Consider the following 19,375-nt stretch of genomic DNA (forward strand, 5'->3'; position numbering starts at 1 on the left):
TCATGCATATGCCCCATGCCAATTCAGATAAGCGCGCTGCATACGCCTTGGACAGAATGCGTTGCATTGCCCTCACATCCAAGCCGGCAAGGGCCCCACCCATTGATCTTTTAGCTATTGAAATTGAGTGAGAACGTCATGAGTCGCGCTGTTGAATCCCACGTCGGACTGCCAAATGTGTCGCTGCATCCGTCTCACTCCCAAACGCATTCGCGAAGGACGACTCTCGCTTGAACAGTGAGTGTCGTGTCCTGATTCTCGCCCCACCTATTTCAAGGAGATATTCGTGCTGAACTCAGCAGCCAGCCTGCCGCCCCCAACCGAGTACCAGAAGCCGCGCTTTGTCATGCCGCGCGGTGCCTGCGATTCACACACCCACGTCATTCCCGACAGCGGATGGACGCTGGTGCCTGAGGCTACCTACACCCCCGCTCCTGCCCCCGCTCCGGTACATCTGTCCATGCTGGACAGTCTGGGGCTGGAGCGCGGCGTGGCCGTACAGCCCAGCATCTTCGGCACGGACAACACGGCCGTGATTGAAGCGATTGCGCGGGCACCGCAGCGGCTGCGCGGTGTGGCCGTCGTGGACCCGTCGATTGCCGACAGCGAGCTCCAAAAGTTGCACGCTCAGGGCATCCGGGGCGCAAGGTTCAACGTCATGCTCGGCGGCGGTGGTGGCTTCAAGGCCATGACAGAGCTGGCCCCCCGCCTCGCAGCGCTCAACTGGCATGCCGAGATTCTGGTGGATGGTCATCTCCTTCCAGAACTCCAGACCGCATTGCAAGCGTTGCCCTGCCGTCTGGTCATCGATCACATGGCCAGCCTTCGCGCCGACGTCGGACTCGACTCCGCTCCGGTGCGCGCGCTGCGCACGTTGGTCACGGCTCGCGACACCTGGGTCAAGCTCTCCGGCACCTATCGCTTGGCCGATCAGGTCAGCGACTCCCGCCTGGCTGAGCGCGGCCGCATGCTGGTCAAGGAAGCCCCGGATCGCATGGTCTGGGGCAGTGATTGGCCCCACGTGGCCTGTGCGGTCATGCCGGATGCCGGTGAACTGCTGAACGTACTGGCAGGTTGGTTCGATGCCGACCAAGCCGTGTTGCAACGCATCCTGGCAGACAACCCGGCCCGGTTGTTCGATTTCCCCGCAGTTACCTAGTCCCCTTTTCAGGAGATCACCTTGAACATCAATCTTCAACTCCAAGACCCCAAGTGGGCTGATCAGGCGATCGCCACGGTCAAGGAACTCGTCGTCGAATGCCGCGAGGAACTGGACGAGTGCGAGCGCATCGGCCGCTTCCCAGCCGAAACGTACCGCCGCATGGGCGCGCGCGGCCTGCTGGGCGTCATCACCCCGACTGAATGGGGAGGCTTGGGCGGGAATGCGCCCGAATACTGCTTCACCACGGAGGCCATGTGCCGTTACGGCCTGGTCTCCAGCCAGGTGCAGATCCAGGGCATGCGCTGGATGAATGACTGGGGCACGCCGGAGCAAAAGAAGAAGTACCTGCCTGGCATGGTGGCGGGATCGCTGGTGTTCTCCGAATCCATTTCGGAGCCCGGCGCGGGTTCTTCGCTGAAGAAGCTCTCCACCACGGCCGTGCGCAAAGGCGGCGACTGGGTCATCAACGGCAAGAAGATCCACATCAACCTCGGTGCCGAGAGCCACGTCACGCTGGTGTATGCGATGACCGACGCGGGGCTGACCTCGTTCCTCGTGGATACCGATCTTCCCGGCCTGACGCGCCGCCACAGCGACCCGCTGGGCTACCGCTTTCTGCCCACGGCGGACATGATCTTCGAGGACCTGCGCGTTCCCGATTCGGCGCTGCTCGGCGCACCCGGCGAAGGCATGAAGACCTTCCTGTCCACGTTCAACGTCAGCCGCCTGGGCAATGCTTCCGAGCTGATCGGCTTTGCCACCCGTGCGCTGGCCGAAGCCGTGGACTACGCCAAACAGCGCGACGTGGGGGCCAACAAGGTCACGGACTTTCAGGGCATCCAATGGACGCTGGCGGACTGCTACAGCGCGCTGTACGGCGCCTCGCTGGCCCGTGACCACGCGGCCAATCTTGTCAAGCAGGGCCAGGAATTTTCCATGGCCACCAGCTTGGCCAAGAAGCTGGCCGTCGATGCCGCCGAGAAGACCACCAACGACTGCTTCGCGCTGACGGGCGGCCACGGCCTGTACCGCGACAAGCCGTGGGGCCAGTTGCTCTACGAAGTGAAAACCCTGCGCATCGCAGGCGGCTCGGTCGAGATCCTGCGCAACTACATCGCGCAGCAGATTCTCAAGGACGAACAACTCAAGGGACTCAAGTGAACAACGTCGCTCAACTCATCACCTCGGCCGCCGCTGCGGTGCCTCACGCCGCGTTCGGCACCTTCCGTCAACAGGATCGGCTGGACCGCGTCGTCGAACGCGCCCGCGCAGTGGCGGACCAACTCTCCCAAACGGGACTGGTGCGCGGCGACGTGGTCGCCGTCATCGGTCACAACAGCGGGGCATACCTCGTCACCTGGATGGCCACGCAGTTCGCCGGCCTGCAGGCTGCGCTCATCAACCCGGCCTACCCGGATGAATTGCTGGGCGCCATGCTGGACGACCTCGCACCGCGCGGCATCTTCTGGGTGGGTCGCGATCCCGGCACGCTGGCGCAACGCAAGGAAACCCAGGTGGACATGCAGCCGGCCTGGGACAGCACGTTCAAGGTGCTGCACACCGACGGCCACCAAGTCGCGGGCTCCGGCACGGGACTCGATTGCGAACTGTATGAAATCTCGGCCTACATCCACACCTCGGGCACCACCGGCCGGCCGAAGTTCTGCGCACTGAGCCACGGTTACTTCCTGCGTCTGGGTCGCTTCTTTGCCGACACCTTCGCACTGTCGCCGCAAGACACCGTGTGCGCTCCGCTGCCTCTGTTCCACATCAACCCCATGGGATATGGCGTTCTGGGCGCGCTCACGGCGCACTCCGCGCTGCTGTCCACCGAAAAATTCTCCGCCGCGGAGTTCTGGCCCGACATCAAGAACCATGGCGTGACGGCGCTCGTGCTGCATGCGCCACCGGCCAACCTGCTCAAGGCAAAGACCACGGCACAGGAGGCCGATGGCCATCAGGTGCGGATCGGTTTCCTGTGCGATCAAGCCTTCCTGCGCCAGTTCAAGGTGCCGATTGGCGTGGGTGCCTATGGCTCCACCGAGGCGGGCGGTTTGTGTCACACCTGGCTCCTGCGCCCTGACGACGATGACCTGCCCGTCGAGGGCGCATCCCACCTCGCGGGCCGGGCGCGCTATGACTTCGAGCACAAGATCGCTGAAGACGGCGAGATCTGGGTACGCGGCAAAAGCCCGCTGTCGCTGTTCTCGGGCTACGCCAAAGGGGGGCGCATCGAGCCCCAGACCGACGCGGACGGCTGGTTCCGCACGGGTGACCGTGGCCGCCTGGACGAGTACGGCCGCCTGGTCTTTGTAGAACGCATCAGCGAGTCCATCCGCATCAATGGCGAATACGTGCCGATCGACTTCGTCGAAAGCCGGCTCAAGCAGGCCAAGTCGCTTGGCGAGTTCGCTCTGTGGCGCGTGGACTCCCCCTCCAAGGGCCACGACGTGGTGCTCTATACGACCGCGACCGACGTGGACCACACGGAGGTTCGCAAGGTGCTTGCCGACATGCCCAAGTACATGCACCCCGGCGAACTGATCCGCATTGCCCAACTTCCGCGCGACCCCGGCATCGGGAAAGTCCAGCGACGCCTTCTCAATGATCAGCCGCGTCTGGTCGTGACCAAGCTGTGAGGAGACGGCCTGTGTGGAGACTTTTTTCGAAGCGCGGCGCGCAGCCAAGCCGGTGATAGAGGCATCAAGAGACATCAATAGACAAAAGGAGACAACGATGAACAAAAGAAATTCTCGACGTGCCCTGCTCACCCTCGCGACAGCAATGGTGGGTTGTGGAATCGCACCCGCCGTTTGGGCGCAGGGGGCCTACCCGGACAAGCCCATTCGGCTCATCGTCCCCTTCCCGCCAGGAGGTGGGGCAGACCGGGTAGCGCGCACGCTGACCCAGAAGCTGACGCAGACCATGAAGACGTCCTTCGTGGTGGAGAACCGCGGTGGTGGCAACGGCACCATCGCACTCGACGCCGTGGCGAAGGCACCAGCCGACGGCTACACGCTTGGACTGACGCTGACAGACCATCTCGCATTGAACCCGGCGCTGTTCGACCGCCTGCCCTATGACGGTGCCAGAGATCTGGCTCCCGTGGCGCTGATTGCCTCCTATCCGTTCATCTTCGCGGTGAATCCGAGCAGCGGCCCGGCAACGATGGCGAAAGCTCTCGAGTCCGCCACGGCAGCACCGGACGCGGTCTCCGTTGGCTTTCCGAGTGCCAACTCGCGTCTGGCGATAGAGCAACTGCAGCGGCGCGCCAAGGTGCAACTCAATCAGATTCCCTACCGGGGAATCGCACAGGGGTTGCCGGATTTGATTGGCGGTCGCATCACGTTCTGGATCGGCACGAGTGCCACGCTGCGTGCCCCCATTGAAGGCAAGCAAGTCCGCGGACTTGCCGTGACCTCAGCAAAACGCTTGCCCGCACTGCCGGACATTCCGACGGTCTCGGAACTGGGCTTTCCTGACTACGAGACGGTCAGTTGGTACGGCCTGCTGGCGCCGGCGAAAACTCCCGCACCCATCGTGGCTCAGTTGAACGCCGCGATCAATGCCGCGCTGAGCGACCCTGAAGTCAAGGCCGCCTTCGAAGCGGATGGAGCCACCATTCTCGGCGGCTCCAGCGCCGCCTTCAAGGAGACCTGGCTCAACGACACAAAACGTCTTGGTGCCATTGCCAAGGAATTGGGACTCAAGGCGAACTGATTCGCCATTTGGAGAAATACATGAGGATTGCAATCATCGGGCTTGGCGAGGTGGGCCGCTGCTATGCCAAGGCCCTTCACGCCGCGGGTTATCAATTGAGCCTGTGCGACGCCCGCCCGGCTCCGGCGGCCAGCGAGCTTGCCACCACATGGGCACTGCCCATTCAAACCTCCGTGGGCGCCTGGCTGCAGGAGTGCGAGTGGGTGCTTTCCTGCGTCACGGGCTCCCACGCGCGCACCGTTGCAGAGCAGTGCCTGGAACACATGCGCCAAGGCAGTACTCTGTGCGACCTGACCACGGCCAGTCCGGACACCAAGCGAGCCGCAGCGAAGCTGGCCGAGGCGCAATCCGTGCGCTATGTCGACGTGGCCATCATGGGTGCCATCTCGCTGAGCCTCGAGAAAACGCCGTTGCTGGCCTCAGGCGCCGGCTCCACTGATTTCGCCCAAGTGCTGGCCAAGGCCAACGGCAACGTCCGCGTGATCGATGGCGGAGCTGCCGGCGATGCCATTGCGCTGAAGATCCTTCGCAGCGTATTCACCAAAGGCATGGAAGCGCTCAGTGTCGAGCTGCTGATGGCGGCCGAAGCCCAAGGCGTGCGCGAAAAGCTGTACGCGCAACTGCGGGACATCGACGAAACCCCGTTGCGCACGTTCATCGACATGCTCGTGCGCACGCACGTCATCCACGCGCGCCGCCGCGCGCATGAAGTGCACGACGCCGCTGCCGAAATGGCCAAGCATGGCCTGCCGTCCGTCGTCCTGTCGGGCGTTGAGAAGCGCTTCGCCAAGACCATCGCCGGGCTGGATGCCAAGGCCCCGGCTCAGACAGAGCCCACGATCGACGAATCACTGGTCTGGCTCCTCGCACAAGCCCGCCAAAGCTGAACGCGCGCCACTCGACAAATATGTTCAAAAACGACCTTGCAGACCCGACAGCCCGCATATCCCACGTGGGCATCAGCGGACTTTTGCTGGATGTGGCTGGTGCCACCTACAACGAAAGGAGCCAGCAGCGCATCTGGGCATTGGCAAGCCGCCTGCGATCCAGCGAAAGCCCTCTGTCCGTTGAAGAGGTCGTGCCTGGCGTAAACAACTTGCTGGTGGTCTTCGACCCACTGGCCATTCACCCAGAGGCCGTCAGAGCACACCTGCTCGAGGCATGGCACACAAGCCAGCCCGATGAGGAAATCGGGCGCGAGATCTCCATTCCCGTCACCTATGGCGGAGACGTGGGCGAGGATCTGCCCAGTCTGGCGGAGTCAGCGGGATTGAGCGTTGCGCAGTATGTGCAGCGTCACAGCGATGCGCTGTACACGGTCACCAGCTTGGGGGCCATGCCGGGCTTTTGCTACATGGCGGGCCTGCCGGGCGAACTGGCAGCGCCGCGCCGTTCCGTGCCACGGCAGAGACTGGCAGCCGGTGCAGTCGTTGTAGGCGGCGCGCTCGCTGGCGTCATGCCTTGCACAGCCCCCTCCGGGTGGCATGCGCTTGGGCACACCGAATTGGCGCTCTTCGATGTCAACCGCAGCACGCCCTGCCTCCTCGCGCCGGGTGACCGCGTGCGATTCGTGCCGAAGGGCATCGTGACTGCAGCGTCGTACACGAGCCGAATCTATTAGAAGGTAGCCAGACGTGATGTATCAAATGCATGAAGCGCGCCGCTCGCTTCTGAGCCCCTTGTCCGACTTCTCCGCAGCGTCGGCGAAGCTCCATCCCCACCCTCAAGCACCTTTCACGCATACGCCATTCGCGTCGCGTGTGGCGACTGGACTCCACCTGGTGACGTTGCTGCACGACACGATGCGCATGCTGTTGCAGGATCAAAAGATCCATGTCACAGACTGGATCGGCGCACGCATGGTTCGTGTCGGCGCAGGGGCGCTTCATCTCGATGGCGGCGTCCGATGCATCCAGCAGTTCATCCGCCACACTGGTCCGGCAGCAAAGCGCTTGATTGCGCGCGCGGGTGCCCTGTGACTCCAGTCAATCTCTCTGCCCCGTCCATGATCGACATACTGTCATCCGGCGCACTCAATCAAGTCCAGGACCTGGGACGCAAGGGCCATATGCAGCAGGGCATCTCGCGCGGAGGCGCGATGGATGCCCCGGCATTGGCCGCAGCAAATTTGCTGGTAGACAACCCCCCCACGGCAGCGGGTCTGGAAATCGGCATGTTTCCATTTCGCGTGCGCTTCCGCCAGACAACGCGCTTCGCCTGCACGGGCGCCCATTGCGTAGTCCGCATCGACGATCGCGTGCTTCCTCCTTGGTGGTCTGCCGTGGCGCAGCCAGGGCAGACACTGACCATTGAGCCACCGCTGCTTGGCCTGCGCTCCTACCTGGCCATTGCTGGCGGCATAGACGTGCCCGTGCTCCTGGGATCGGCATCCACGGACAACAAAGGCAGTTTCGGCGGCTTCGAGGGGCGTGGTCTGCGACGCGGCGATGCGCTGCCGGTTGCAGCGGCGGCATCCTCGGTCATGCAGCCCCGGGAGTTTGGCTGCGTGCCAGCCAGGGTCGCCGCATTTTGGCAGCAGCTGCGGGAAGGCCGCGTGACGCTACAAGCCATTGCGGGGGCCGAGTACCCCTTGTTCACAGAGCAAGCCCAAGCCGCGTTCTGCGATCAGGATTGGATCGTGACCCGTGAGGCCAACCGTACTGGCTTTCGTCTTGACAGTGCGAGCGGCGAACGGCTGGAGCTGCGGCACCCCGTGGAATTGCTGTCACACGGCATCTTGCCTGGAACCGTGCAAGTCCCGCCCTCAGGCAATCCCATTGTGCAGATGGCTGAGGCAAACACCTGTGGCGGCTATCCCAAGATTGCCACCGTCAATTCAGCGGACCTCTGGCAGTTGGCGCAAACGCCAGCAGGCGTCAGTGTTCGCTTTTCTCTCACAACGCTGGACAAAGCGATCGCTGAGGCACAAGCCCTGCAGCAGTGGCTGGTCAAGCTGCAAGCCGATCTTTCCCTGCTCAGGAGGTGATGCCCCGCGCCTCCGTGCCTTGCCTTCTTGTTGGTTTTTTTCTCTCTCTTCCTCACCGCCCGTCACGCAAGTGCCGACCTTTCTCGCCCACATGGAGTTCGATCATGAAAGCCGTTCTTTCCGCATTCGTGCTTTGCACCGCATCACTGCTCTCCCCTCTGTCAGCGCAAGCATCGGACTTCCCGTCCAAACCGATCCGATTGGTCGTTCCCTATCCGCCCGGCGGAACCACTGATGTTCTGGCTCGCACCATGGGACAGAAGCTGTCCGAAGCCATTGGGCAGCCGGTGCTTGTCGACAACCGGCCTGGCGCCAGCGAAGCCATCGCCGCGAGCCTCGTCGCGAAATCGCCCCCCGACGGGTACACCATCTTTCTGACCTCCATCTCGGGACTGGCTGTCAATCCCGGGCTGTACGGACGGACGCTGACCTACAACCCGCAGAAGGACTTTGCACCACTGATGTACGTGGGGAGAGTTCCAAGCATCATCGTGGTCAACCCCAAGCTGCCTGTCCAGAACATGCAGGAATTGCGCACCTATCTCCAAAGCGGCCCGGATCGGAGCTATGCCTCGCCAGGCAATGGAACGACGGGGCACCTGGGCATGGAGATGTACAAAAAGGCGGTGGGCCTGAACACGACTCACGTTCCCTACAAAGGCGGAGCACCTGCTCTGCAGGACATGATGGCGGGCCAGACGGACGTCATGATGGGCCTCATTTCAGAGGCCATGCCGATGGTCAAAGGCGGCAAGCTGCGAGCGCTTGCGGTGACGACATTGCAGCGTTCCCCCGCTTATCCAGACCTTCCCACAGTGGCGGAGTCGGGCCTTCCTGGCTTCGAGATGTTCTTCTGGTACGCCTTTGTCGCTCCTGCCGGCACGCCGCCCACCATCACCGCCGCACTGAACAAAGCGCTCAACCAGGTTCTGGTCGATCCGTCGATCCGCAGCAAATTCAACGAGCTGAGTATCGAAGCCGGTGGCGGTGCGCCGCAGAAGGTGACCGATCTCACGCAAACCGAATCAGTGAAGTGGAAAAAAGTGATCGACGACGCGGGCATCAAAGTCGAGTAATCACTCGTCCCGTTTTTTCAGAGGACTATGCATATGAGTTTCATCGCAACACGGCTTGGCGTCATCGCTCCGGCAGAGACCATGGAGATGGCAGCCCGTGCCGCCACCCTGCGCCGCCAGGGTCTGGACGTGATTTCGCTCTCTCAGGGCGAGCCTGACTTCAATACGCCGGAACACATCCAGCAGGCGGCCATGCGGGCCATGCAGAGTGGCCAGACCCGCTATACGGAGGCCGCCGGTGTACTGGCGCTGCGCACGGCAGTAGCGGCCAAGATGCAAGTTGATCACGACCTGCACTACACAGCCGACGAAGTGAGCATCACGGCAGGCGCGAAGCAGGCCATCTTCAACGCCTTTTTCGCCACGCTGAATCCTGGCGACGAAGTGGTGGTACCAGCGCCCTGCTGGGTCTCCTACCCCGAGATCGTCAAGCTCACGGGCGGTACCCCCATCGTCGTCGAATGCCCCCGCGAAGCGGGCTTCAAGCTCACTCCCGCGCAGCTGGAGGCCTGCATCACGCCGCGCACCAAGTGGCTCATGCTGAATTCCCCTTCCAACCCCACCGGCGCGGTCTATTCCAAAGAAGAGCTGGAAGCCTTGGGCACCGTGCTGCGCCGCCATCCTCAGGTCTGGGTACTGACGGATGACATCTACGAGAAGCTGATCTACGGCAGCGAGCCCTTTGCCAACATCCTGCAAGTGCTGCCGGATCTTCAGCCACGCACACTCATCATCAACGGCGTTTCCAAGGTCTATTGCATGACGGGCTGGCGCATCGGCTATGCCGTTGGACCCCGTGAGCTGATCAAGGCGATGACCCTGATTCAGGGCCAAAGCACCAACAACGCCAACGCAATCGCCCAGGTCGCCGCCGTGGAAGCGCTGACCGGCGATCAGTCCTGCGTGGACACGTTCCGCGCCGCGTTCCATGAGCGCCGGGACTTCATCGTTGACGCGCTGCGCAAGGTGCCGGGCTTGGAAGTGGATGTGCCGCAAGGGGCTTTCTACGTCTACGTTTCCTGCCGCGCGCTGATCGGAAAGCGCACGCCGCAGGGCCAGGTGCTGGCCACTGACAGGGACTTCGTTCGCTATCTGCTTGACGCGGCCCACGTGGCCGTCGTGTCGGGAACAGGTTTCCTCCATTCCCCGTACTTCCGCGTTTCCTACGCAGCAGGATTGGAACTGCTCGACAAGGCAGTCCAGCGTATTCACAAGGCAGTGTCCGTCTTGGAATGAAGACCCACGGCAAGCGGCCCTGCACGCCATACGGCGTGCGGATCGCATCTGTAAAACACCCGTCTCATGCGCTCGAGAACCGTGAGACGATGCAGGAGGAAATCACGATGGAAACGGTACATTCGGCCAGCGTTCTGCGCGTCGATCTGAATTCAGACATGGGGGAAGGCTTTGGTCCTTACCGAATGGGAGACGACGAAGGCATTCTTGAAGTCGTGAGTTCGGCCAATGTGGCCTGCGGCTTCCATGCAGGCGACCCGGACATCATGGCCCATGTCTTTTCAACCGCCAAGGAGCGCGGCGTGGCCGTGGGTGCGCATCCTGGGTATGCGGATCGTTGGGGTTTCGGCAGGCGCAAGCTGCCGCACACTCTCGGTGAAATCGAACGACTGGTAGCCTACCAAGTGGGCGCCGCAATGGCGCTGTCGGCATACGCAGGCCACCCGATCACCTACGTCAAGACGCATGGCGCGCTGGGCAATCTGACGCAGACGGATCCGGACATCGCCGCTGCGGTGTGCCGCGCCGTCAAGGCAGTGGACCCCTCGCTCGCATGCTTGGCCATTGCACGTGGTCATCAGGTTCGCATCGCCCAAGAAATGGGGCTGCGCGTGTACTCAGAGATCTTCGCGGATCGCGCCTATACCGAAGAAGGATTTCTGGTTTCTCGGCAGCATCCGAATGCGGTGCTGCACGACCCTCAGGCTGTGGCACAGCGTGTGGAGCGCATGGTCAGCAAAGGTGGCATCGAAACGGTGTCGGGCCAGATCCTGCCAACGCCCATCGATTCGATATGCGTGCACAGCGATTCACCCAACGCCGTCGAGATGGCGCGCCAACTCAGGATGGCGCTGCAGGCTGCAGGCATCGCCGTGTGTTCATTTACGGAGAGCGCCCCTCCACCCGTCACGCAGCGAGGTACACCATGAGCCATCTGGAGATGTTCGAGCCACTCGTCGCGTTGATGGACCGCTCCTCCTTGACGGAGCTGGAACTGCGCCATGCGGATGGCTGGCGCATACGCCTCTCCCGCGCTGCGCCAAGCGCCGCAACACCTGCATCCGCAGCACCCGCAGTTGCAGCCCGCCCTTCACAGCCTGCTCCTGCAGCGCCTTCTCCTGCCCCCACCGCCGCGCTCGTCACAACGAAAGCGGGCATCGCAGGTATTTTCTGTGCGCGCCCTTCACCGGATGCACCGCCCTTCGTCAGCGTCGGCGACATCGTGCAGGAAGGGCAAACGCTGGCCATCATCGAGGCGATGAAGGTTCTCAACGCAGTGGAGTCCGACCGACACGGACGGATCGTGCGGATCCTCGCGCAGGACCAAAGTGCAGTGGACGCTTCGACGCCGCTGTTCGAGCTGGAGGCACTGGAGGTAATCCATGTTTGACTCAGTGATGATCGCCAATCGAGGCGAAATCGCGCTGCGCGTTGTGCGCGCCTGTCGCACGCTTGGCCTGACCAGCATAGCGATCCATTCGGAAGCCGACTCCGGCACCCGCGCAGTCGCCCTGGCCGACCGCGCTTTGTGCATCGGCCCGGCCGCGGCAGCAAAGAGCTATCTGAGCATTGACCACATTCTCGCGGCAGCCAAGCTCACGCAAGCGCAGTCCATCCATCCAGGATATGGGTTCCTGTCGGAGAACGCGGATTTTGCCGAGGCTGTAGAGAAGGCTGGATTGACATTCATCGGCCCTCCTTCGCATGTGATCCGTTTGATGGGCGATAAGGTCAGCGCCAAGCAAGCCATGCAAGCCGCCGGAGTACCTTGCGTGGTCGGCTCCGAGGGAGCACTGAGCGGCGATGCGGACGAAGCGCGCGCCATTGCCCGCTCCATAGGCTACCCGGTCATTGTCAAGGCCGCCGGCGGCGGCGGCGGACGCGGCATGCGTGTCGTCCAATCAGAGAGCGAATTGATGGATGCCATCGCATTGACGCGAGAAGAAGCCGCACGTGCATTTGGCAATCCGGCCCTGTACATCGAAAAATTCCTGCAGCATCCACGCCATGTGGAGATCCAGGTACTGGCTGACTCTCACGGCAACGCGGTTTGGCTGGGTGCCCGCGACTGCTCGTTGCAGCGCCGCAATCAAAAGCTGGTGGAGGAAAGCCCGGCGGTTGGGATTGCTCCCGAAGAAATCCAAAAGCTGGGCGAGCAATGCGCGCGCGCCTGTCTCGAGATCGGCTACCGCGGTGCCGGCACCTTTGAGTTCCTCTACGAAGATGGGCACTTCGCTTTCATCGAGATGAACACGCGCGTTCAGGTCGAGCACCCAGTCACGGAAATGGTCACCGGCATTGACATCGTCCGGGAACAGATCGAAGTCGCTCGCGGCAAGCCCCTGTCCTTCACTCAATCGGATGTGGTGCCGCACGGACATGCAATCGAATGCCGCATCAACGCGGAGGACCCTCGCAGTTTCACGCCGTCGCCAGGGGAAGTCACCCGCTGGATCGTACCTGGCGGGCCGGGCATTCGAGTGGAATCACACATGCATGCCGGAGCCACCGTTTCCCCGCACTATGACTCCCTGGTCGCCAAGTTGATCGCGCATGGGAGCACACGGCAAGAGGCAATGGCCCGGATGCGCACGGCTCTGGCCGAGTTCGAGGTGCAAGGTATTCATACCACGATTGCCTTGCATCGCGCCTTGATGGAAGAGCCCGGCGTCACCGAGGGGGGCTTTGACATCCACCACTTGGAGCGCTGCCTGGCGGCAGGCTTCACGCCAAAGGAGCAGGCATGAACATCGAACAAGTCAGTCAGATCATTGAGCGGCTGGAGCGAAGCACCGTTGACGATTTCGAAGTGGAAGTCGACGGCTTCGTGCTGCGTGGTCATTTCAGTTCACGCGCTCCCTCCCGTAGCGACTCCAGTGAATGCCCGGCGGCCCTCTCGGTATCTTCCGCCAAGCCAGCCGCCCTCTCTGAAACCACCACGGTGAAATCCCCATCCATGGGGATTTTCACCACTGTCCATCCATTGACACAGGCCACTTATTCGATCGACGCGGGGAGAAATGTGGCTGCCGAAGAAATTTTGGGCTTCATCATCCTGGGGTCAGCAATTCAGCCAGTTTTGGCGCCCAAGGCCTCAATACTGCACCGCAGCTTGGTCGAAGATAAACAGATTGTCGGATATGGGCAGTCGCTATTTGAACTTGGCTAAATTCTTATGGTATCTGCACCCACTTATATCACCTAGACAAAATCCATGAAAATACAAAAAAACATCCTCTTCATCTCTGCGATTTTTCTGACAACGGGTACATCCATTGCACAGAGCAACGATACCTTGGAAAAAATCAAAGCTTCAGGGTATATCACCCAAGGGGTACGCGACTCTTCTGGGGCATTGGCCTATACCTTGGGAAATGGGGTCTATACCGGATTTCACTATGACATTTGCACCAACATCATTCGCGATATTCAAAAACAACTTGGAATCCCTCAATTGGAGACCAAGTATGTTCTGGTGTCCTCAGCCAATCGCATTCCACTCGTGAAGAATGGCACCGTCGACATCGAATGCGGATCAACAACCAATAATTTGGCCCGCCAAAAGGAAGTATCTTTCGCCAGCACCCTTTATATCGAAGAAGTGCGGATCGCTGTCAGAGCCGATTCAAAAATCGCCTCGCTCGCCGACCTGAATGGAAAAACCATTGTCACGACCACAGGGACGACTTCTATTCAGACAATTCGCCAGAATAAGCGGGCTCAGAACCTCGACTTCCGTGAAGTCAACGGCAAGGACCATTCCGACAGCTTCCTAGTGCTTGAGAGTGAGCGCGCCGACGCTTTTGTATTGGATGCGCAAGTTCTGGCTGGAACTATTGCAACAGCAAGAAACCCCAAGAATTTCAAAATCGTCGGCGAGTCGTTGTCGATCGAACCAATTGCCATCATGATCCGCAAGGATGACCCAGCCTTCAAAAAAGCCGTCGATGACAGCATTGCTCGCCAAGTCAATGACAATACTGTGGCCAAGCTGTATGACAAATGGTTCATGCAGCCTATCCTGCCCTCCAATACTGCACTTAACCTGCCAGCATCTGCCGCCACAAAAGCCGCCTGGAAAAATCTCAACGACAAACCTGCAGAACACTACAAGACCAATTGACTTTTCAATTATTTTGTAGCAACCTAGTATTTAATTCAGCCAGCCAAGAATTGGGTTTACGACGGAGATGTCATTGATGCAGCTTGAGCCCCAAACCTTGGAATGGCTGGCACGAACACCAAGCCTCATGGAAGAACTGTTCGATGGATTACCTGATGTTCTTTTTTATATTAAAGACGTTCAGGGATGCTATCTTTGGGCCAACAAAACATTGATTGCCCGAAGCCACATCAGCAATCGCTCAGACATCATTGGCAAAACTGCTGATCAGCTATTTCCCGCGGCAGGCTCCAGCACCATGGCGCAAGATATGGATGTCCTTCAAACCGGACGTCCGATTCGAGAGGTCCTGAGGCTTTACCGCACCACCAAAGGGGAGCGATTTTGGTGTCTCAGCTCCAAATTCCCTCTGCTTGACGAATCCAGAAGAGTTGTTGGTTTGGCAGGAATGTCTCGCGATTTACCACGCCCCAACGAACGCCATCGGAGCTATCACCGTTTAGCGAAATTCCTGGAATTCATTGATCTGAGAATTGATCAGCCCGTGAAGATTGCGGATGCCGCCAAGCATGCCTCGGTATCCATCGACACTTTGGGTCGGCTGGTTCTTGACGTTTTTCATGTCACGCCCAAACAGTTGCTGATGAAGAAGCGCATTGACAAAGCCTGTCAACTGCTGGACGAAACAAGTCTTTCAATCACGGATATCTCCGGTGAATGCGGGTACTCAGATCACAGCGCATTCACCCGCCAATTTCGCATTGCGACGCATATCACACCTGCCCAGTATCGAACCTTACTCAAGGGCGTTACACATCTCCACGGCTAAAAAGCATTGGCTTCAACAGGCACACATTTTCCTTGCAAAAGAAGAATGGATGCGACCCCGACCATGTCACGCGGCATGCAGCCATGCCTTGACGAGATCCGCGTCGACACACTGCCATCCTTGACTATGCTGAATTCCGCAAGAACTGGTGGGCCAATTTGACTATCTCAGAGCACCTTTATTTCCGAGAATTGTCCGTATCTCTCAAAAGGGTCTTCACCATGAAATTTCTGATCGTTTTTGCCCATCCGGAGCCTGCATCTTTTAGCGGTGCATTGAAAGACGTTGCGGTTGAAACCTTGAAGCAACAGGGTCACGAAGTAACTGTCAGCGATTTATACAAAATGGGCTGGCATCCTGACCTCGGGCCAAGTGATTTTGAGGGGGAACGAGCCAATGCCAGCTACCTCGACCTTTCACGTGAACAAGAACACGCATTCGCAGCCCAGAGCCATAGCAAGGACGTGATGGCTGAGCAGGCAAAGGTGGCGGCCGCCGATGCCATTCTTTTTCATTTTCCTGTGTGGTGGTTCTCCATGCCAGCCATCCTGAAGGGATGGGTCGACCGAGTCTTCAGTCGCGGTTTTGCGTATTCCGCCGGGCGCAAATACGAATCGGGGCATTTCAAGGGCAAGCGAGCCATGCTGTGTCTCACCACCGGCACCGCATCCACCCTGTACGAACCCAACGGCATTGATGGCGACCTGCATCACGTACTTTGGCCCATCCACAACGGCATTCTGGCCTACACCGGTTTCACCGTACTCCCGCCATTCGCGGCCTGGATGCCCGCCCGGGTGACAGACGATGAACGAAAGGCCTATTTGACGGCTTACCGTGACCGCCTGACAGCCTTTGAAACAACCACACCTCTTTATTTCCATCCGTGGAGCGACTACGACCACTCTCAGCGGTTGAAGCCCGGTGTTCTCGCACGCTCAGGTGTGCAATGGAATCCGCGCGCTGAACAAACGTTCGAACAATCAGCGGCAGATTTTGCTGAGCGCTCTGCTCAAGCATAGTTCCATCATCAAAAGGGGAGCGGCACCATGTCTCAAACACCAGAAAATCTCTTTCGCGTATTGCATCATGTTTGCATCGTCGTAAAAAACATTGATGCTGCCGTCACCTACTATGAGTCCATCGGTGTAGGCCCATGGGGTCAATTCCCATCATTGGAAATTTTCCGCGATGAGCTCTGCGTTCCTGACACGGACGCCTTCATGAAGATGAAGTACCGCTATTGCAATCTCGACAACGTTCAACTCCAGCTCTGCGAACCCGGCCCGGGAGGAAGTGCCCAGCGCGCCTTTCTTGATGCGCACGGCGAAGGAGTCTTCCACCTGGGTTTTACGGTCCCTGACTTGGAGGCAGCGGAACAACAGGCCAAGAAAATCGACCTTGAGCCTTGGATGCGCGGCCGCACCAAGGATCGCAGCAGCGGATTCACTTATTTCGATACCCGGCCGAAAGGCGCCGGCGTCGTTCTGGAAGTACGGGCCAACAAGCTCGTCTAAACCATTCTGATCGCAACCTTATCCACGGAAAAATTCATGTCCTTTTTGACCATCGAACGCAGCGGCAGCATCGTGACCGCAACCATGAACCAGCCCGAGACGCGCAATGCGCTCACTGGCAATTCAGCGGTACGGGAATTCGTGGAACTGTGCGACAGCTTGCGCAAGGATGCCTCGGTCAAGGTACTCATCATCACCGCCGAGGGGCCGATCTTCAGTTCAGGTGGAAACGTCAAGGACATGAAACGCTTCTTTGACGAAAACCTCACGCCTGACCTGATCCGCGAAGAGTATCGCCAAGGCATCCAGCAGCTCCCCTTGGCCCTGTATGAACTTGATGTGCCCATCATCTGCGCCGTCAACGGCCCTGCCATCGGCGCCGGTCTGGATCTGACGTGCATGTGCGATATCCGCATTGCGAGCGAGGCGGCGACCTTCGCCGAGAGTTTCGTGCGCGTGGGCATCGTTCCAGGTGATGGCGGAGCCTGGCTGCTGCCGCGTGCGGTAGGCATGGCCAAAGCCTCCGAAATGGCATTCACGGGTGAAGCCATCAGCGCTCAGGATGCACTGGCTTGCGGCCTGGTAAGCCGTGTTGTGCCCGCAGATCAGCTGTTGCCTACCGCGCGGACGTTGGCCCAGAAGATCGCCGCAAACCCCGGCGCTGTTATGCGCATGACCAAGCGCCTGCTGCGGGAAGGAGAGCGCTCCACCCTCTCGTCACTGCTTGAACTCTCTGCGGGCTATCAAGCCATCGCACACAAGACGGCAGATCACCGCGAAGCGGTATCTGCCTTTGCAGAAAAGCGGACACCTCAATTTCAATAGGCTGGCCTGCTGAATCAGCGAGCAGCGCGTGACGGGCTCCGACCCCCATGACCTCGGGACTCTCCAGCCTGTGCAAAATGCGACTGGCGGAACGGCGGAGCGACAAATTACCATGGCGTTGCTCCTGGTACCGTGACATGCAGCCCTTCCGCTGGGTATGCCACCCCACTTGACGCGGTACTCAACTCTGACGAGCAGACCTTGAAGGTAGTGCCACTAGGTAACAGCGTGTAGTTGAAGACTGAAGCTTGAATCGACCAGCCCTTCCTAGATCGCTGCTTGCCTTAGTTCAATGGCTGCACTGAACATCAGCAGTCATTGGTCGTTCTGTCTTGACCGACTGCAACCAGCCTGAAGCCAAATTTGGTTTCCCAAATCGACTTTGCAGCGATTGTCGACCTCGGACCGATGCTGCCCACAGGCTGTAGTGGACGGACACCAGTTGTTGAACGCTGCTTACGCTGAGAAGCCACGTCACCCTTGACTAGAGTCCATACTTCTACCAGACGAACTCCCTGCGTCCCCTCGCTACCTCTTGGCCATCCACTACCCGTTGCTGATTTGGCATGCTATTGGTGGCGCAGCGGCGCTCAACCTGTAGGGCGTACAGGGTTCAAGATTCTGGTCGAGCGTTATTTTTCGGGAAGAAACGACTTGGTAACCCTATGCGGCTCTGTTGCATAACTCCATCTGAGGTCAAGCTTCCCCCAACCCCAAACGTAGCTATGCCACAGCCACTGTTTGGGGTGTGCCCAGCTCGGTAAAGCGATTGAGGATGGATGCGCGAATGTTGAGTTCGGCCACTTGTCGCTCAAACGTGCGAGCCATTACCTTCTCACCCAATCGTTTGAAGCAATTCATTTTCGTCTCCACCAAAGACCTGCGGTGGTAGCCGCTCCAGCGTTTCCAGATATAACGGCCGAACCGCCGTCATGCATTGACGGCCTCATTGCGATGCGCGAACACCAACCCTTTGCGTAGCTTTGCGCTCTTGCGTGGCGGGATGATGGGGGGTGGTTTGGCGCTGATGACAAGCCTCGTACACATCCTGCGTGTCATACGCTCCATCACCTGTGAAGCTGACAACCGCTTCATCGTTTGGCATTTGGGCCAGTAGTTCGGCAGCCACTGGTGGGTCGCCCACTTCGTTGGTGGTCACGACAATGGCACGAATCTGCAGCGTCTGTGCATCTATACCCAGGTGCACCTTGCGCCACTGTCAGCGACGCTCTGCGCCGTGCTTCTTGGTTTTCCACTCACCTTCGCCCAAAAATTTGATGCCCGTAGAGTCAGCAAGCAAGTGCAGTCCGTTGCGGCTTGGACGATAACGCACCTGAACATTCAAACCCTTTTGTCTGCGACACACCGTGCTGTAGTCAGGCGCTGACCAGAGCAGGCCAGCCATTCTCAGCAGCGACTGAATCAAGCCCAAGGCCTGGCGCAAAGGCAAGCTGAACAGGCATTTGACGGTCAGGCAAAACTGGATGGCAGCATCCGAAAATATCTTGTTACGGCCAGGCTTGCCGTCTGGAACGGCCTGCCATTGCATGTCCTTGTCCAGCCAGATGGTCAAATCACCCCGGACCTTCAATGCTGCGTTGTACGCCTTCCAATTTGTAGTGCGGTAGCGCCGCTTGCCCCAGCTCGATTCACTCATGCGGTAAGACTACCGCAGATGACTGGTTGAGTTGTGCAACAACGCCACAAACCCTTCACGCATCCGCGCATTCGACGCGTCGCGAGCCAAGACCGTCTGACTGTCGCCAAGCCCATAGCCCCAGCCCGGCCGACTCAACTGCCATGGCTGAGCCGGTCAACGGAATCATCGAGAGGGCAGTCATGAATGCTCGTCGCGCAGGCTCTTGGGTCATGGCAGTTTCTTTCGAACATTCGAGCGTTTG

General features: G+C 59.6%; 19 protein-coding genes and 1 pseudogene. 19 read left to right on the forward strand and 1 reads right to left on the reverse strand.

What is annotated here, in order from left to right:
* The first annotated feature begins 286 nt into the window (after positions 1-286).
* The 19 genes from ISG32_RS21900 (at position 287) to ISG32_RS21990 (ending at position 17,474) form a co-directional block, all read left to right on the forward strand.
* The gene (locus ISG32_RS21900; protein ID WP_194773146.1) at positions 287-1,159 is read left to right on the forward strand and encodes an amidohydrolase family protein; all 873 of its coding nucleotides are present in this window, start codon (positions 287-289) and stop codon (positions 1,157-1,159) included.
* A gap of 21 nt (positions 1,160-1,180) precedes the next feature.
* On the forward strand, positions 1,181-2,323 hold the full coding sequence (locus tag ISG32_RS21905; protein WP_194773147.1) for an acyl-CoA dehydrogenase family protein: 1,143 nt from the start codon (positions 1,181-1,183) through the stop codon (positions 2,321-2,323).
* Positions 2,320-3,801: a class I adenylate-forming enzyme family protein gene (locus tag ISG32_RS21910; RefSeq protein WP_194773148.1), complete on the forward strand. Its 1,482-nt coding sequence runs from the start codon at positions 2,320-2,322 to the stop codon at positions 3,799-3,801. Before ISG32_RS21905 ends, ISG32_RS21910 begins: the two co-directional genes overlap by 4 nt.
* A 13-nt stretch (positions 3,802-3,814) precedes the next feature.
* Positions 3,815-4,882, forward strand: coding sequence for a Bug family tripartite tricarboxylate transporter substrate binding protein (locus ISG32_RS21915; RefSeq protein WP_323745977.1), 1,068 nt, complete (start codon positions 3,815-3,817; stop codon positions 4,880-4,882).
* A 20-nt stretch (positions 4,883-4,902) separates the two neighbouring features.
* The gene (locus tag ISG32_RS21920) at positions 4,903-5,769 is read left to right on the forward strand and encodes an NAD(P)-binding domain-containing protein (RefSeq protein WP_194773149.1); all 867 of its coding nucleotides are present in this window, start codon (positions 4,903-4,905) and stop codon (positions 5,767-5,769) included.
* 65 nt (positions 5,770-5,834) lie between these two features.
* Positions 5,835-6,503, forward strand: a complete 669-nt coding sequence (pxpB, locus tag ISG32_RS21925; RefSeq protein ID WP_323745978.1) for a 5-oxoprolinase subunit PxpB — start codon at positions 5,835-5,837, stop codon at positions 6,501-6,503.
* Positions 6,504-6,516: 13 nt separating this feature from the next.
* Positions 6,517-6,861: a hypothetical protein gene (locus ISG32_RS21930; RefSeq protein WP_194773151.1), complete on the forward strand. Its 345-nt coding sequence runs from the start codon at positions 6,517-6,519 to the stop codon at positions 6,859-6,861.
* A gap of 26 nt (positions 6,862-6,887) precedes the next feature.
* The gene (locus tag ISG32_RS21935; RefSeq protein ID WP_194773152.1) at positions 6,888-7,868 is read left to right on the forward strand and encodes a 5-oxoprolinase subunit C family protein; all 981 of its coding nucleotides are present in this window, start codon (positions 6,888-6,890) and stop codon (positions 7,866-7,868) included.
* A gap of 104 nt (positions 7,869-7,972) precedes the next feature.
* On the forward strand, positions 7,973-8,944 hold the full coding sequence (locus tag ISG32_RS21940; RefSeq protein WP_194773153.1) for a Bug family tripartite tricarboxylate transporter substrate binding protein: 972 nt from the start codon (positions 7,973-7,975) through the stop codon (positions 8,942-8,944).
* A gap of 33 nt (positions 8,945-8,977) precedes the next feature.
* Positions 8,978-10,180 (forward strand): pyridoxal phosphate-dependent aminotransferase, encoded by a 1,203-nt coding sequence (locus ISG32_RS21945; protein ID WP_194773154.1) that lies wholly within the window; start codon positions 8,978-8,980, stop codon positions 10,178-10,180.
* Positions 10,177-11,109: a LamB/YcsF family protein gene (locus ISG32_RS21950; protein WP_228529999.1), complete on the forward strand. Its 933-nt coding sequence runs from the start codon at positions 10,177-10,179 to the stop codon at positions 11,107-11,109. The genes ISG32_RS21945 and ISG32_RS21950 overlap by 4 nt, the downstream gene beginning before the upstream one ends.
* Complete coding sequence (locus ISG32_RS21955) at positions 11,106-11,570, forward strand: acetyl-CoA carboxylase biotin carboxyl carrier protein (RefSeq protein ID WP_194773155.1); 465 nt, start codon at positions 11,106-11,108, stop codon at positions 11,568-11,570. The genes ISG32_RS21950 and ISG32_RS21955 overlap by 4 nt, the downstream gene beginning before the upstream one ends.
* Positions 11,563-12,927: an acetyl-CoA carboxylase biotin carboxylase subunit gene (gene accC / locus ISG32_RS21960; protein WP_194773156.1), complete on the forward strand. Its 1,365-nt coding sequence runs from the start codon at positions 11,563-11,565 to the stop codon at positions 12,925-12,927. The genes ISG32_RS21955 and accC overlap by 8 nt, the downstream gene beginning before the upstream one ends.
* Entirely contained in the window at positions 12,924-13,349 is a 426-nt protein-coding gene (locus ISG32_RS21965) for a hypothetical protein (protein WP_194773157.1), read from the forward strand. Before accC ends, ISG32_RS21965 begins: the two co-directional genes overlap by 4 nt.
* A 51-nt stretch (positions 13,350-13,400) precedes the next feature.
* Complete coding sequence (locus ISG32_RS21970) at positions 13,401-14,303, forward strand: transporter substrate-binding domain-containing protein (protein WP_194773220.1); 903 nt, start codon at positions 13,401-13,403, stop codon at positions 14,301-14,303.
* Between the two features lie 76 nt (positions 14,304-14,379).
* A complete protein-coding gene (locus ISG32_RS21975; protein ID WP_228530001.1) occupies positions 14,380-15,132 on the forward strand; it encodes an AraC family transcriptional regulator in 753 nt (250 codons plus the stop codon).
* Between the two features lie 221 nt (positions 15,133-15,353).
* Positions 15,354-16,154 (forward strand): NAD(P)H-dependent oxidoreductase, encoded by an 801-nt coding sequence (locus ISG32_RS21980; RefSeq protein WP_194773159.1) that lies wholly within the window; start codon positions 15,354-15,356, stop codon positions 16,152-16,154.
* A gap of 27 nt (positions 16,155-16,181) precedes the next feature.
* Entirely contained in the window at positions 16,182-16,649 is a 468-nt protein-coding gene (locus ISG32_RS21985) for a VOC family protein (protein WP_194773160.1), read from the forward strand.
* A gap of 36 nt (positions 16,650-16,685) precedes the next feature.
* The gene (locus ISG32_RS21990; RefSeq protein WP_194773161.1) at positions 16,686-17,474 is read left to right on the forward strand and encodes a crotonase/enoyl-CoA hydratase family protein; all 789 of its coding nucleotides are present in this window, start codon (positions 16,686-16,688) and stop codon (positions 17,472-17,474) included.
* Between the two features lie 723 nt (positions 17,475-18,197).
* On the opposite strand, the pseudogene ISG32_RS21995 reads toward ISG32_RS21990, so the two are convergent.
* Positions 18,198-19,131: pseudogene (locus ISG32_RS21995) on the reverse strand (IS5 family transposase).
* Positions 19,132-19,375 lie beyond the last annotated feature (244 nt).

It is taken from the genome of Diaphorobacter caeni (genome assembly GCF_015354245.1).
Taxonomy (GTDB): Bacteria; Pseudomonadota; Gammaproteobacteria; order Burkholderiales; family Burkholderiaceae_C; genus Diaphorobacter_A; species Diaphorobacter_A caeni.

Bases quoted from the DNA above. Each gene is read 5' to 3' on its own strand.
- ISG32_RS21920 (WP_194773149.1), top strand. From the start codon at position 4,903: ATGAGGATTGCAATCATCGGGCTTGGCGAGGTGGGCCGCTGCTATGCC.
- ISG32_RS21935 (WP_194773152.1), top strand. From the start codon at position 6,888: ATGATCGACATACTGTCATCCGGCGCACTCAATCAAGTCCAGGACCTG.
- ISG32_RS21940 (WP_194773153.1), top strand. From the start codon at position 7,973: ATGAAAGCCGTTCTTTCCGCATTCGTGCTTTGCACCGCATCACTGCTC.
- ISG32_RS21945 (WP_194773154.1), top strand. From the start codon at position 8,978: ATGAGTTTCATCGCAACACGGCTTGGCGTCATCGCTCCGGCAGAGACC.
- ISG32_RS21950 (WP_228529999.1), top strand. From the start codon at position 10,177: ATGAAGACCCACGGCAAGCGGCCCTGCACGCCATACGGCGTGCGGATC.
- ISG32_RS21955 (WP_194773155.1), top strand. From the start codon at position 11,106: ATGAGCCATCTGGAGATGTTCGAGCCACTCGTCGCGTTGATGGACCGC.
- accC (WP_194773156.1), top strand. From the start codon at position 11,563: ATGTTTGACTCAGTGATGATCGCCAATCGAGGCGAAATCGCGCTGCGC.
- ISG32_RS21965 (WP_194773157.1), top strand. From the start codon at position 12,924: ATGAACATCGAACAAGTCAGTCAGATCATTGAGCGGCTGGAGCGAAGC.
- ISG32_RS21975 (WP_228530001.1), top strand. From the start codon at position 14,380: ATGCAGCTTGAGCCCCAAACCTTGGAATGGCTGGCACGAACACCAAGC.
- ISG32_RS21980 (WP_194773159.1), top strand. From the start codon at position 15,354: ATGAAATTTCTGATCGTTTTTGCCCATCCGGAGCCTGCATCTTTTAGC.
- ISG32_RS21985 (WP_194773160.1), top strand. From the start codon at position 16,182: ATGTCTCAAACACCAGAAAATCTCTTTCGCGTATTGCATCATGTTTGC.
- ISG32_RS21990 (WP_194773161.1), top strand. From the start codon at position 16,686: ATGTCCTTTTTGACCATCGAACGCAGCGGCAGCATCGTGACCGCAACC.